Consider the following 15,604-nt stretch of genomic DNA (forward strand, 5'->3'; position numbering starts at 1 on the left):
GAGAAGTTTTTGGATTCTAGGCATTAGAACCAAATGCTTCTTTAAATGTTTGAAACTTATTTCTAGAAACAGGGACTTCATGTGTTGTGCCCTCAAAATGAATGCGATAATTTCGAGCATTTCCTGACGTACTGCTAATATTTTTGACATTAACAATGTAAGAACGATGTGTTTTGGAAATAAAAGGATAAGCTTTGAGTGCTTCTTCTAGTTTCTGAAGGGTGAGCCGATAGGCTTTATATTCTATTTTGTCTGCATTTTTTATGAATACATCGATATAGTTGCCTTCTGTTTTGGCAAATAAAAACGAATCAAGATTAAGTTGTAGGATTTCATTTTTGTTATGCGTAGGAATTTCAATTAGGTCTGGCGTAGTATTTTGAATTGCTTTAACCTTGGTTTCCAACTCCTTGTTATAGAAAGATATTTGTTTTAGATTTTCTCTTAGTAGCAAGGTGTAGTTGATCCAAATAATTAAAATAGTGGGAGTCGTACCAATGATTATCACATAAAAAGAAGCATTTAGAAAGCTGGGTAGAATATCAACGGTATTTTGCGTTTGGCTAATAATAAAGGATAAGAAATTATTAGATATTGCGATGACGAATAAGAGGAATAAAATTAGTAAACTTTCTTTTCCTACAGTCCAGTTTTCTTTTAATTCAGGTTTAAAAAATAAACGAGGTATCATTTCTGTTACTAAAATGATACTGCCAAATGTTACCAGTCCTGCTAAAACACAAGCCCATGTTTTGCTCAAAACATAGTTTTCTATAATATGATTTTCTGTTAGAGTTGTTGTATTAACAATATAGACCAATAAGCCTAAGACAATAGCAATAATTGTGTTTCTTTTGGTAGAAAATAAATAGGGATAAGGTTTATTGGAAAGCTGAATTAAGTAGGTCAAAACAGTAAGTATCGTACATTAGAAATAGGCTATTAATTGGCGACAAAATAGGTAAATAAATGCGTTTATTGGCATCTAGCAAAAGCAAAATATAAAAGATAGAATAGATCTCACGAATTTTCATTAAATTAGAAGCAAGCCCCTTTTGTTATTTTATGGTAGTTCACGAATACATAGTTACAGCACAGTTGACTATTGAAGTAACGACCTATTAATTTTAAATGAATTGTTATGCTAATATTGTTGGGATTTTTGATTGCGATTACTTTGTCAATAAGTGCACAAGCACAGAGTACCTCTATTTTTTTTCAGAATAATACAGAGCTGGAATTTGGCGTAACAGCTGTACAATCAGGAACGCATACGATGGATGCCAACGAATGGTCTCTAAAAGCAACAGATGTGGAGGCTTGGGAGATGCGCAAAGAACTCTTAGAAACGAATCGAAATAACGGAATACACAATGGAGAAACCTTTTATTTTGATGTTTATGTATGGCATGGTACCGACACGCTACAATTACAACTAAAACTAGAAGGAAATTTTATAGGTAGTGATATGGAGCATTCATTGAAAGGTTCTAATTTTAACCATCCGTGGTACGATGATGGAGGTTTTTATGAAGAAAGTCTGATGTTTGGAAATTTGCCTGTAACCGTTAAATACAAACCAGATGGAACCGATGCTTTTTTTAATAGAGATATTGTATTTGCCATCCAAGACAACCGTCCCAAATATACAATTGATTCTGCTGATTTTTCGAATCCCAATGTAATCAATGTTTTGTCGTACAATATCAAATTTTTGCCACCTCCTATTGGTACGTTTGATGCTGCTGAGCGTGCCGATGTGATTCCTAGATATATCAGTCCATATCAAGATGTCGTTATTTTTCAAGAGGCGTTTGAAGATGCAGCCCGAAACAACAACTTAGTCCCTGCCATGCAAGCGGCAGGATTCTCGTATCAAACAGATATTCTCAACGATGGGCAAATAATTGAGAACGGTGGAGTGATTATCTTTAGCCGTTGGCCAATTGAGTTGGAGGATGAATATGATTATCGTTCTTGTGATAACAATTCAGGCGACTGCTTTGCTGCGAAAGGGATTTTATATGCTAAAATTAATAAACTAGGAAAGAAGTACCATGTTTTTGGAACGCATATGGAAGCGGGAGGGAACCCTAATGATATTGCAATAAAAAAAGAGCAATTTGGAGAGCAACGTGATTTTATTGCTGCGCAAAATATTCCTGTCGATGAGGCGGTAATATTGGGGGGAGATATGAATACAGATGCGTCATCTGTTCAATATCCAGATTTGATAGATTCTTTAAATCCTATTATTGGGTTGCACAAAGGCTTTCATGCCTCTACAGATGTGACACGAGATTCAGGCAATATTATTGACCACGTATGGGGCGATCGAAAGCATTTGGTACCAATTGATTGTTACACTAAGGTTTGGGTTTATCGAGCGATTGACGATGATTTGTGGGATATTTTTGATCCTTCGGATCATTTGCCTGTCAATGGTCGTTTTGAATACCCTGATGTAGATACACCTGTTGTTGCAACGATTGAAATTTGTGGAAGTGGTTCTTTGCAATTAACTGCTCCTATGGTACATCCTGATTTGTTGTATCAATGGTTTTTGGATAGTATGCCATTGACAGGAGCAACGAATGCTAGTTATAATAATTCATTAGCAACAGCAAACGATACAGGACGCTATTCTTGTCGAATTAGAACACAGTTCACAGTAGAGGATACATCGGCGTTAGGGCACCCCAATTGGCCCGATACCGCTGTACAATATTTTGATTTTGAGATAGCTCATGTCGTGCATATTCCTATTGATATGAATCCTATTATTACACAACAATCAGATACCTTGTTTTCATCAGCATCAACAGGAAATCAATGGTACGATGCCAACGGATTAATTGCTGGTGCCACAGATTCTTTTTATGTTTTGACACAATTAGGAAATTACTACACGGTCGTCAACCAAGGCAATTGTACGTCTAATCCTTCTAATAGCATTACGTATACCAATCTAAGTTTAATAAAGGAGATGGATGTATTCAAAATTTATCCAAACCCTGCTTACGAACAGGTTATAATTGAAGTGCTGCCTCAAACAGAAAAGCTTGAAATTATAGATCCAATGGGACGAATTCAGCAGATTGAACTCAATCAAAATACAATATCAAGGATTAGTTTAAAAGGTTGGTCTCAAGGAATTTATTGGGTGAAATTAACCCACCCAAACAAAGTATATGTCAAATCCTTTAGCATCAATTAGGATGTTCAATGATAGTGAATTCTTTATTATTGGATGAGCCATGGATAAATAAAAAAAACTCTAAATACTTCTTTGGTAAAGAACAGAAAGAAGTATTTAGAGTAGAATATGCGTTGATGGTAAAGCTTCGAGTCGTCTAATCTAGTTTTAGAACATCTAAAAATGCTTTTTGAGGAACTTGAACATTTCCTACTTCGCGCATTCTTTTCTTACCTTTTTTCTGTTTTTCTAATAATTTACGTTTACGAGAAATATCACCACCATAACATTTTGCTGTAACATCTTTACGAAGTGCCGAGATATTTTCACGAGCAACAATTTTAGCACCAATTGCTGCTTGGATAGCAATTTTAAACTGTTGTTTGGGAAGAATATCTTTTAGCTTGGCACACATCCTTTTACCAAAAGCAACGGCCTTGGTACGGTGAATCAAACTAGAGAAAGCATCCACACTTTCTCCATTCAACAACACATCTAGTTTGACCAAGTCCGATTGACGATAATCCAATGGAGTATAGTCAAAAGAAGCATAACCACGAGAAATAGTTTTCAAGCGATCATAAAAGTCAAAAACAATTTCAGCTAAAGGCAATTCAAATGTCAACTCTAGTCGACTAGGCGTAAGGTACTGTTGGTTTTTGAGAATACCTCGTTTGTCCATACAAAGCTTGATGATTCCTCCAATGTACTCTGGTTTAGAGATAATTTGAGCACGAATATAAGGCTCTTCTACATAATCCAAAATCGTAACATCTGGTAAATCATTTGGCGTATTGATGGTTAGTTTTTCGCCTTTTTTGGTATAAGCAAAATAGCTAACGTTAGGAACTGTAGTTAAGACATTTTGATCGTATTCACGTTCCAAACGTTCTTGAATAATTTCTAGATGCAACATACCCAAGAAACCACAACGGAATCCAAAACCTAAAGCAATAGAGGTTTCTGGTTGAAAGATAAGAGAAGCATCATTCAACTGCAATTTCTCCAAAGCATCTCGCAAATCTTCAAAATCATCGTTGTCAATAGGGAATAAACCTGCAAAAACCATTGGTTTGACATCTTCAAAACCTTGGATGGCTTCTTCACAAGGACGCTCTTGCAAGGTGATAGTATCCCCAACTTTTACTTCCTTAGAATCTTTGGTTCCTGTGATTACATAGCCTACGTTTCCTGCTTCGATAGATTCTTGAGGAACTTGATCCATTTTTAAGATACCAATTTCATTGGCAAAGAAATCGCTTTCTGTATTAAAGAAACGAATGGCATCGTTTTTCTTTAATCGACCATTAAAGACGCGATAGTAAGCAATAACGCCACGGTACTTATCAAACATAGAGTCAAAAATCATGGCTTGTAAAGGCGCTTCTGGATCTCCTTCTGGAGGAGGAATGCGTTCCACGATGGCTCTAAAAATGTTATCTAAGCCCAAACCAGTTTTTCCACTAGCGAGAATAATATCTTCGATCTCACAACCCAACAAATCTACAACTTCCTCTGACATTTCATCAACCATAGCAGATGGCATGTCCACTTTGTTCAAGACAGGAATAATTTCCAAATCATTCTCTAAAGCGAGGTACAAGTTAGAAATGGTTTGCGCTTGAACACCTTGAGCGGCATCTACCAAAAGCAGGGCACCTTCACAGGCGGCAATAGAACGAGAAACTTCGTAAGAAAAATCTACGTGACCAGGAGTGTCAATCAAGTTGAAGATGTATTCTTCGCCATCTTGAACATAGTTGAGTTGAATGGCGTGGGATTTAATGGTAATACCACGCTCACGCTCCAAGTCCATACTATCCAAGGCTTGGTCTTGCATTTTGCGTTCCGAAATGGTTTGTGTCATTTCCAGCATACGGTCTGCTAGAGTCGACTTTCCGTGGTCAATATGTGCGATAATGCAAAAGTTTCTTATATTTTTCATGTACTTCTTATAAGTTTCTGTATTGTTGTTATTAATTCCAATCAAAATCAATCTTCTAGAATTAATTAATAGTCTGCGAAAATAAGGCTTTATTCTTGGTATTGCAAACGTTTAGACCAGCACTTAGTCTTGAACTTGCAATTTACCACTAAATATTGTTTGTCCTTTGTGTATAAATCTAAAAAAATAAATGCCCTGATTTAAGTTTTTTCGATTGATTGTTAGTGAATTATCTTTTATTTGATGTTGTTTTATAACAACCCTGCCTTGTACATCTATTAATTCAAAATCATAGGCAATGCTCGATGGGTTTTCAAATTCAAATGTGGTTTGTGTCTTAAAAGGATTTGGATAGACTTTGACCGAAGATGTATTGGGAATGGTGGTAATAGGAACGGTGTAGGCATAATTATCAATAATGTTTTGTAATTGATAAAACATTTGGGCATTGATATAGGCATGTGCATAATTGTGTGATAATGAAGATACGCCAAAGGAATAATAAGCATTGATATTATTGGTATAAAAAAGAGAACTACCACTTTGACCTGGAACACCCCATCCGCCTCTAACTCCTAAGTAAGTTGAAGGAAAAGAAGGGAAGGTGTCAATATAACCATAGTTGTAATAAAGACTGTCGCCATTATATACCTTTGATGTATCGAATGGGTCTCTTATTGCAGGATAACTAAGCTTGTGAAATACTTTATTATCAAAGTAGCTAGCATCAGAAGTATAGGCGATGCCAACCCATCCTATATCCAAGCCAATGGGTTCTCGAAGTTGTAACAAAGCTGTTTCGTGCCAAAGAGAGCCATTATAGTTTTCTTGGAAAAGATAAATCTTTTTGACCCAACTCGATGGCAAACTACTTTGGATCTGACCATTATTATAAGCAGGGGCAATTAAAAAACTATCGGTATGCCATGTTGGAGCGTTACCAACTCTGCGAACACAATGTGCTGCGGTCAAGACCAAGTCAGGACCAACCATAATGCCTGAACAGCCTGTTCCCGAAAAAGTGTCGGCATTGTAAAAATGGAGTGCTACTGCCGTCCGAATTGGATAGTCTAGTAGATTGTGAAAATTTTCTGCTAGTTCGGGTTTGCTAAAGTTGCTGTTTGGAAATAAATTGCTATTAGGAGGAATGGTGATCAGTGTGGCTGGGTTTCCTAGGGTTCCCATCGAAAAACTCGTGTGATTAAATGTCTGAGTACTGTCGTAAGCAACAGGATCAATTTTGGTGATACTTTGGTTTAAGATGTCATAAACAATAATCGTATCTTGTGCTTGTGTCGAATAAAACAAGCTAAGAAGCAAGATAAAAATAAAGCGATGTTTCATTATTGGATCAAATTGTTTTTTAATACTACTCCGTTGAAAAATGTATTAGTTTGATTATTAATAAAATATGAATCTACAGGTGTTTGTGGTAAAAAAAATGATAATCAAACTAATGCAAGATGCTTTTTTATGTTTTTACTTCGTGAGCCCACAGGTTCGTAGAAAAAATAAAAAACTAAGCTTGCGCCCTCACGACCGCAGGGAGCTACTACGAAGTAGCACCGCAAGTAATCAACGGAGTCTTATTTTAGTTTTACTAAATTTTTTTAGTTTTAGGATAAAACGTAATCTATGCAGCTTTTGTGGCAGGTTAAGACAAACAATAAGATAGTATCACTATAATTTATGAATTAATTACTATCTTAGTTCGATGCCTTTTGTGAGAGCAGCAGATGAATTATAATTCATCTAAGTAAGTGGACAGAAAAAAGTATAGTTAAAAATGTAATTGTTTTTAGTGCTGTTCAAAGAAAAAAATTGAAGTTTTAGCGGGCTAAAACGAGATTTTTTGATGAAGAACAGTGCAAAAAGAATTCTATTTTGCCTATAAATTTTTATGAACGATTACTTAGTATAAAAAAACTATTATTTAATTAAATACACCAATATAAAATGGCAAATAATATATCTTGGCAAGATGCCTTAAATCGTTTAAAAACAGGAAATGCAAATTTTGTAGCAGATAGTTTGGATGGTAAACTTCAAAACTCTTCTCGTCGTAGCGAATTAACTTCAGGGCAGGCTCCCTTTGCAATTATTCTTAGTTGTGCTGATAGTCGTGTTGTACCAGAATTATCATTTGATACTGGTTTGGGAGAATTATTTGTAATTCGAGTAGCTGGAAATGTTGCCAACACATCTACAATCGCTAGTATCGAATATGCTGTGGCACATTTAGGTGTCAATTTAATCGTTGTAATGGGACATGAAAGTTGTGGAGCAATCACGGCTGCATTAGCTGGAGGAGACAATGGTTATAACCTAAATCACTTATTGGGGCATGTAACTCCTGCTATGAGCGCTTCTGAAGATAAAGATGTAAACACAGTTGTAAAAGTAAACGCACATTTAACTTGTAAGCAATTGGTTTCTCGTTCTTCAATTATTGAGGATGCAGCTAAAAATAAAGGTCTAAAAATAGTTCCTGCATTTTATAACTTAGGGAGTGGTCAAGTAGATTTTATAGAGGAGTAAAGAAGATTAACGGGAGTAAGTTAAAAAGGTATTACACAACGATTCTCGATTGTAAGGTGCCAATTAGAACAAAAGAATCATCGTCAAACTATTTTAAGATTGGCGATGATTTTTTTTTGAAAAAATTAATAAAAAATTCCAACCATTTATTAAAACAAGTTGTCATAGGATTGTTAAGAAAAACTAAAAACACAAGAAAAAGCGCTTACATATATGCAAGCGTTGGTTTCTTATTGTTTGAATAGTGGAATAGCAAACTAATCATGCTTTTATAGACTCTAACATAGTCCATTCCCAAGACTTGTTAGAGATAACCCTTACAAATTTTGATATTTGTAGGGGTTTTTGTTTTTATGTACGACAGTATGTTAATTAAAGATAAAATTGATGTTAATAATTTGTACTTTCGAAAGTTCCATTGATTTTAGATGAAACATTATGAATTGGCACTTCACAAACTAGCTTTCTTAGTTGGTTTGCTATGCTTAGTAATTTGATTGTCAATAGTTTTATTTTGAGGGTTAAAATGTAATCTATTGGTAGTTAAGTTGATATGGCGTTTAGGTGAATTAACGGATGCATAAAAATTGATGTTTTTATGATCGAACTAAAAGTTAGAAAAGATGAGGGACTAAATTTAAAATTACTACAAAAACAAAACATGATTAGATTAAAAAAAGGGAGAATACTATTTTTCTGGAGTTTGCTACTTTGGGGAATTGGTGCCCAAACAGCTACGGCACAGGATGGTACGAATGTAGTGACATCTGATTTTGAGAGTTGGATTTCTGCAGGTATACGATTAAAAGTACACAAAAAATGGACTTTTGAGCTTAGCGAACAAATTCGATTTAATAGAAACTCTACACAAGTAGATCAGTATTTTACTAATTTAGCAATTGGTTATGAGCCGTTTAAGTTTGTAGAATTTGGAGGAGCTTTTCGGTTTTCGCAATACAATGAAGGGGATGGGAGTTATAGCCCACATTACCGAATCAACGCAGATGTTACATTTAAGCACCAAATCAAGCGTTTTTCATTTGATTATCGTTTGAGATATCAATTTAGAAATGAGTTGGGAGTGACGAGCATAGAAGGAGATTATTTGAAGCATGGTTTTAGATTAAGGGCAAAAGCAAAGTATAACATCAAGAAAATTCCTTTGGAGCCTAGTTTTGCTGTAGAAATGTTTAGTGAATACGAAAAATATACATTACCTGTCGTTGATAAACTTCGATTTACAGCAGCATTAGCCTATGATTTTAAAAAGTATGGCAAGGTTAAATTGTTTTATAATTTGGAACAAGAGCTATTTACGGCTTATCCCAAAACAGTGGGAATTATAGGGTTAGGTTATGTTTATACTATTAAAATTAAAAAGAAGAAATAAGATGAAAAATAAATTTCAAGTATTGGTAATAATCGTAGGTTGTAGCTTGCTTTTTTCATCTTGCTACAAAGAAACATTTGTAGTGTCAGGAACAGGATTGGCAGATTGGACGGCAACAACGCATTCATCATCAGCTACTCCCGATTATGCTACGGTATTCAATCAAAACCAAGTTAATCGAGTGGATATAGTTATTGACGCACGTTATTGGACAATTATGGAGAACAATTTAAATGACATTTATGGCGGCAGCAGTACAAGCAGTGGAAATACTGGTGGAAGACCTGGTGGCGGTGGTCCTGGTGGCGGTCAAGGAGGAAACACAGGTGGAACGACTATTGGAGGAGGCGGAAATTTCTCTGAACAAACTCCTACATACGTGCCTTGCAATTGGTTTTTTAATGGCAAGCAGTGGTATAATGTTGGAATTCGTTACAAAGGAAATTCTAGTTTGGCTTCAGCCTATCAAGCAGGAAATGGAAAACTCCCATTTAGAATTAAGTTTGATTATTATGAAGATGAGTACCCAGAAATAACAGGACAAACTTTTTATGGATTTTCAGATCTTTCTTTGAGTAGTAATTATGATGATCAGTCTTTTATGAGGGAAAAAGTTGCTGCTGATTTGTTTAGAGAGTTTGGTGTTGCAGCTCCTCAAACGGCTTTTTATGAATTGTATATTGATTATGGAGAAGGACCTGTTTACTTTGGTTTGTATACTTTTGTAGAAGTTGTTTTTGATGCTATGTTGGCTAGCCAGTTTGGTAGTAATGCAGGAAATTGTTACAAACCTGATGGAGATGGTGCTGCTTGGTCTACTACTAATTTTAATATAACTGATTTTGAGAAAAAGACCAATGAGGCGACTGGAGATTGGTCTGATATCTGGTCGGTGTATAATGCCCTACACGCTTCTACCCGTAATACTAACACCACACAATATCAAGCTGATTTAGAAGCTGTCTTCGATGTAAATATGTTTCTGAAGTACTTGGCTGTCAATACAACCATTCAAAATTGGGATACTTATGGTAGAATGACGCACAATTACTACTTGTATAACAACCCTTCAAATGGCTTGATAACATGGATTCCTTGGGATAATAACGAAGCATTTCAAGAAGGTAAAATGGGAGGTTCTTTGGCTTTTGAATTAAACGATGCCTCCTTGGAAAGTTGGCCGTTGATATCCTATCTAATGAATCAACCGAAGTATAGAGCAATTTATGATGGATATATTGATAATTTTATTAACAGCACTTTTGAGCCAACAAAGATGCAAAATCAATATAATGCCATGAAGATTTTAATTGAAAGCTCTGTTAATAAGGAGATTAATGGATATACTTACTTGACAGGAAGTAGTAGTTTTGGTAATGCTGTTACGACTATTATTGATCATACTTCGACAAGGTATAATGCTGCTAATGACTATTTAAATTAGTATTAAAAATTTTTATAAATATAATAAAATAAATTTTTCTTTGTTTAAAAAAAAGGTTTTAGAAGGGCTATAATTTTTTTTTTATAGCTCTCGAAAAAAAAAATATAAAATACAAGATGTTCTCAAGTTACGGCCATGAGTGCATCTTGTATCTTTTTCTATGGTATTTTAATGATTGATAGGTGTAATGTGTTGTTACTTAAAGGTATTGGTTCTTTTATTTTAAATTTTTATTTTGTACTTTTATCAACGATAAATAAAAAAATAAAATAATTTATCAATTTTCCCCTCAAATAATAATATTTGATATTTGTCAAAGGGTTTAATAAAAAGTATTCAAAGTGAGTGCTTTTGTTTTACGTGTTAGTTTTGTTTTGAGAAAAAACAAAATAAGATGACAGAAATTCAATTCAATATTATTTGAGAAAATAACTTTTTACAACCAATACACCTCACTTATGAATCATCTTTACACCCTCAAGGGGTTAATGGCTATTGCCATTATCCTCCTTTGCTTTTGTGCACCTATACAAGCATCACACATACCTGGAGCAAATATTACCTACACTTGTAATCCTGCCAATCCGCTAGAATACACATTCACTTTAACCGTTTTTAGACGCTGCCCTGGGACACACCCAACGACCATGCCTGCATCTTATTTTACTTTGACGAATGACTGTGGTTTGGTAAATCCCACCATACCTGTTTTTAATCAAGTAGGCACGGAGATAGACGTTAACCAATTGTGTAATAGTGCTACTTCCAACTGTAGTGGAGGAACGCAACCTGGAATTTGGAAATACACCTATGAAGCAACAATTATATTACCTGCAAATTGCAACGGTTGGCACTTGGAATATAGTTTGTGCTGTCGAGATGCTTCTAGCAATCTGAATGGTGGATCAGGAAATACGATGGTGACAACCACGACACTGAATACATCGTATTCTCCCTGTAATAATTCTCCTGTTGTTACGGCTCCACCAATTCCTTATGCTTGTACCAATACCAATTTTAATTATTGCTTGACAACTTATGACCAAGAAGGAGATAGTATGTCTTTTTCTTTGGTTGCACCTTTAAATTTAGGTCAGGCGCCAATTACTCATCAAGCTGGATTTTCAATTACACAACCTTTAAACAACTTTACACTAGACCCTCAAACGGGTTGTCTATCTTTAAATCATCCCAATGTTGGCAACTATGTTGTTGCTATTTTGATTAGGGAATGGGACTCCAATGGTAACATACTCACTGAAATTATTCATGATTTTCAAATTATGGTTATCAACTGTACAAATACACCACCTAATAATCCTGTAGGAGGAATTAGTAATTTTAGTGGCACAGGAACACAAACAGGTCCCAATACAATTGCAGCTTGTTTTGGTGATCAAGTCTGCTTTGATGTTGTTTTTGCGGATGTCGATGCAACCGATGTATTGACGATTACAACAGATGGAACCACATTGTTACCTGGAGCAACATTTACACAAACAGGCATAAATCCCGTTACAGGAACTTTTTGTTGGACGTCTCAACCTGGCTATTTGAACGATGTCATCACGTTTACAGTACAAGATGACGGCTGCCCTGTTCTGGGAACATCTGGTTTCGCTGTCGATTTTGATATTACAACAGGGGTCTATGCTGGTCCTGATGTTACAATATGTGGGACACAAACAACGCAATTGCAAGCTTTCGGTGCCACCTCTTATACGTGGTCTCCTGCCGCAGGACTGAGTTGTACCAATTGCCCTAATCCGATTGCTAGTCCATCCTCCACCACTACATATACTGTTACAGGAAATTTAGTAGGAGTGTGTACGAATGTTTCTACGGTAACAGTAAATGTAGTTCCTGATTTTCCTCTAACATTGACACCAAGTTCAGCAACAATCTGTGCCAATGAATTGGTACAACTAAATGCTAGTGGTCCTGCTGCTAGAGGTCCGTTTACCTACAACTGGACACCAGCTTCGAGCTTAAATGACCCAGCTATAGGAAATCCCATCGCAAACCCTATCGTAACAACGAATTATACGGTAGATGTAACTTCTGCAAATGGATGTGTAATGACAGGAAATATTCCCATAACGGTTTCGGGAGTAGGGCCAACAGTAAATATATCACCCGTAGACACAACTATTTGTCCTGGGACATCGGCACAGCTTAACTCTACCGCAGTTATATACCCGTTGACTTGTGGCATTAGTTCGGGGTGTACGGGAACAACAACGCAGCCAATAGTAGGAACAGGAACCTCTGGGACAACAACGTATTCTCCTTTTTATGGATCAACATCGACAACATCCAATTATACCAAACGAATCCAATATATTTATACTGCTGCGGAGTTAAATGCGATGGGGTATTATGGAGGAACCATACGAGAATTGGCTTTGTTTGTAACAACATCAACATCATATAATTATGATGATGTTGAGATTTGGATGGGATGTACAAGTCAAGATGAATTTACGAATACTAATTTTGCAAGTACAGCAAGCATGACCCAAGTGTTTGGTCCCACCAATAATATAAATTTAGCCAATAACAACTGGCACAACTTTAATATAACCGATTGGGATTGGGACGGAACTTCTAATCTAATCATTCAGTTCTGTTCTAGAGAGACAGGGGCGAATGGCTCTGAGTCTGTTCGTTATTCTAGTACCTCTCCAGCTTATCGTTGTATACAATATGCGACCACTTCCACCACAATTAATGCTTGTACCAATGCAACAGGGTCAAGATATACAAATAGAGCAGACATGCGCTTTACGATGTGTCAACAAGCAGCTACAGCACCTGTTTATAGTTGGTCGCCTGTCGCAAGCCTATCTGATCCAACGATTGCCAACCCAATTGCAACACCAACAGATACGACAACTTATTTGTTAAATGTAACAGATGGTGTGTCAGGGTGTACTGGTTCTGCTATCGCAACGATAAATGTTTTAGATTTACAGTTGGCAATGAATCCTACGGGACCTATTAATATGTGTGCAGGAGATCCTGCGGTGAACTTAAATGCTCAGTTATACGAAAATGGTGCTGTTGTTCCTCTTGGAGCAGCACAAGCTTATACAGAAGCTACTTCCGCTACTTTGCCAATGTGTTCTAATGTTACAGGGGGCGATCATACTGTAACATTTAATTCAGGAGTGCCGGATGCTTCAGGAAATGTTACGCTTACCTTATGTGTGGTTGGAGATTTTGGATCTTCTAGTGAAAGTTTTACAGTATATGGGGAAGGAGGTGTCAATTTAGGAACGTACAATGAAGTGACCGCAGGAGTAGCTTATAATGATTGTGGAACAACACCTTTGTGTAATACGATAACCATTACACAAGCACAATGGAACTTGTGGAATGTAGATGGGCAAGTTATTTTTACTATTGATGTTAATAATAATGTTAATAATTTCTGCTCAGTTGGCGGCGGAACATCGAATTCTTCTTGTATTACTAGTGCTGATGTTGCCTATACTGGTGTTATCGGAACAAGTTATATTTGGTCACCAACTCTAGGATTGAGTAATGCAAACATTCAAAATCCAACTGTTGCGCCATCAACAACAACAACTTATACCGTTACTTCTGTATTTGGTTCTTGTACGCTGACAGAAACAGTAGATGTTATCGTAGGAACACCCTCTACCACTCCTACTTTGTCACCTATCGTAGGAACACAGTGTCCTAATACAACAATGACACTTAATGCTGGAGGAGGAGTTGCAGGAGTTGGTTCTGCCATTCATTGGTATACTGGACCGAATGGGACGGGAACATGGCTAGGCACAGGAAGTGTTTATTCTTTTGTCCCTACTAATGGTCAGACCATATATATTCGCCGAGAGGGAGCTTGTAATATTACAACGGATGATTTTCAGACGATCAATTTAAAAGATTATGTCTATGGAGTAAATGCTATTTCAACAACTAATTATTGTACTGATGACAATGGTTGGCATCATTTCTATGATAACGACGAAATACTATTATCTATACAAGGAGATTTGACTGGTGCGCCTGCTGGATTTCCTGAGATTACAATATGGGACAATGGTACTTGGTATCAACAATCGCAAGGACCATTTACAGCTCCTTCTTGTGCTGCAAGCAACTTAACACCAGGAGAGGAATATTTTGAAATGGAGCGTAGTTGGAATGTTAATTTTGGAGGTGGAACACTAAACCCACCTTACAACGTACGTTTCTATTATGAAGCGTCTGAAAGGGCTGCGGTAGAGAATGCAGCAGCAAACTGGATGGCAACTTATCCTGCCTGTGGGTATTCTTACAAATATGCCAATCCTTTAGGGGCTTATTGGTTTAAGAATGTTGGCTCTAATTATACTGCTCCAGATTATGATGGACTTCATTTGACAGGGGTAGGAGGAGTGACTCCGAATGGAATTAATTATGGTCAATTTAATGGCGTTAATAGTTTTTCTGGTGGAACGCTAGGAATTACGCTTGTGCCTAATATTTTATTGCCTGTGCAGTGGTTGTATTTTGATGGAGAAACAGACGGCAAAGTCAATCATTTGCGTTGGGCAACAGAAGCAGAACAAAACTCAGAACGTTTTAATGTACAACGGAGTAAGGATGGAGTAACTTTTGAAACAATAGGAAGTGTCGCTGCACAAGGCAACTCAACAACAACAACTTATTATACATTTGATGACGAACATCCTTTTGAAGGGGCGAATTACTATCGCTTAGAATTGCTAGAAACGAGTGGAGAAGCTAATTTGTCCAATACTATTTTATTAGTCATTGCTCCAGATAATTTGGGCTATAGTTTTTATCCCAATCCAACCGATAAACTTGTTTATTATCAATACGAAGCAACTAAAAAAGAAGCTTTACGAATAGAAGTATTGGATGTATTAGGGAAACAAGTATCGACTAAAAATGTATCGAGTGTCGTAGGCATGAATCGTATCCCTGTTGACTTGTCCGCTTATCCAAATGGAACTTATATGGTGCGTGTACATCATGAAGGGACAGCGCAGGTACATACTTCAAAAATTATTAAAAACAAAGAGTAAACAAGAGCTTGTTGCTAGGATTTGGTAG

At 36.4% G+C, this 15,604-nt stretch carries 9 protein-coding genes; 6 read left to right on the plus strand and 3 right to left on the minus strand.

The window, feature by feature from the left end; translation table 11 throughout:
- Positions 1-16: 16 nt before the first annotated feature.
- The gene (locus CG11_RS08530) at positions 17-910 is read right to left on the minus strand and encodes a LytTR family DNA-binding domain-containing protein (protein WP_052595109.1); all 894 of its coding nucleotides are present in this window, start codon (positions 908-910) and stop codon (positions 17-19) included.
- Between the two features lie 231 nt (positions 911-1,141).
- Here CG11_RS08530 and CG11_RS08535 point away from each other — a divergent pair, with 231 nt between their 5' ends.
- Together CG11_RS08535 and CG11_RS30920 are read left to right on the plus strand one after the other, a co-directional pair.
- Positions 1,142-3,217 (plus strand): endonuclease/exonuclease/phosphatase family protein, encoded by a 2,076-nt coding sequence (locus CG11_RS08535; RefSeq protein ID WP_052595112.1) that lies wholly within the window; start codon positions 1,142-1,144, stop codon positions 3,215-3,217.
- Positions 3,218-3,225: 8 nt separating this feature from the next.
- Positions 3,226-3,357, plus strand: a complete 132-nt coding sequence (locus CG11_RS30920; RefSeq protein ID WP_255351921.1) for a hypothetical protein — start codon at positions 3,226-3,228, stop codon at positions 3,355-3,357.
- On the opposite strand, the gene lepA is transcribed toward CG11_RS30920, so the two are convergent.
- Both lepA and CG11_RS08545 read right to left on the minus strand, forming a co-directional pair.
- The gene (gene lepA / locus CG11_RS08540) at positions 3,354-5,141 is read right to left on the minus strand and encodes a translation elongation factor 4 (protein ID WP_052595113.1); all 1,788 of its coding nucleotides are present in this window, start codon (positions 5,139-5,141) and stop codon (positions 3,354-3,356) included. The genes CG11_RS30920 and lepA overlap by 4 nt on opposite strands.
- Before the next feature lie 123 nt (positions 5,142-5,264).
- Positions 5,265-6,485: a T9SS type A sorting domain-containing protein gene (locus CG11_RS08545; protein WP_052595115.1), complete on the minus strand. Its 1,221-nt coding sequence runs from the start codon at positions 6,483-6,485 to the stop codon at positions 5,265-5,267.
- A gap of 612 nt (positions 6,486-7,097) precedes the next feature.
- On the opposite strand from CG11_RS08545, the gene CG11_RS08550 reads away from it, so the two are divergent.
- The 4 genes from CG11_RS08550 to CG11_RS08565 all read left to right on the plus strand — a co-directional run bounded on the left by CG11_RS08550 (position 7,098) and on the right by CG11_RS08565 (position 15,576).
- Positions 7,098-7,679 (plus strand): carbonic anhydrase, encoded by a 582-nt coding sequence (locus CG11_RS08550; RefSeq protein WP_052595117.1) that lies wholly within the window; start codon positions 7,098-7,100, stop codon positions 7,677-7,679.
- A gap of 661 nt (positions 7,680-8,340) precedes the next feature.
- Positions 8,341-9,069, plus strand: coding sequence for a DUF2490 domain-containing protein (locus CG11_RS08555; RefSeq protein WP_197043807.1), 729 nt, complete (start codon positions 8,341-8,343; stop codon positions 9,067-9,069).
- 1 nt (position 9,070) lies between these two features.
- A complete protein-coding gene (locus CG11_RS08560; RefSeq protein WP_063833061.1) occupies positions 9,071-10,513 on the plus strand; it encodes a CotH kinase family protein in 1,443 nt (480 codons plus the stop codon).
- A 458-nt stretch (positions 10,514-10,971) separates the two neighbouring features.
- Positions 10,972-15,576 carry a T9SS type A sorting domain-containing protein gene (locus tag CG11_RS08565; protein WP_081909507.1) on the plus strand — a complete coding sequence of 1,535 codons (4,605 nt, stop codon included), beginning with the start codon at positions 10,972-10,974 and terminating at the stop codon, positions 15,574-15,576.
- Positions 15,577-15,604: the final 28 nt, after the last annotated feature.

Source organism: Aureispira sp. CCB-QB1 (assembly GCF_000724545.1).
In the GTDB taxonomy this organism is placed as follows: Bacteria; Bacteroidota; Bacteroidia; order Chitinophagales; family Saprospiraceae; genus Aureispira.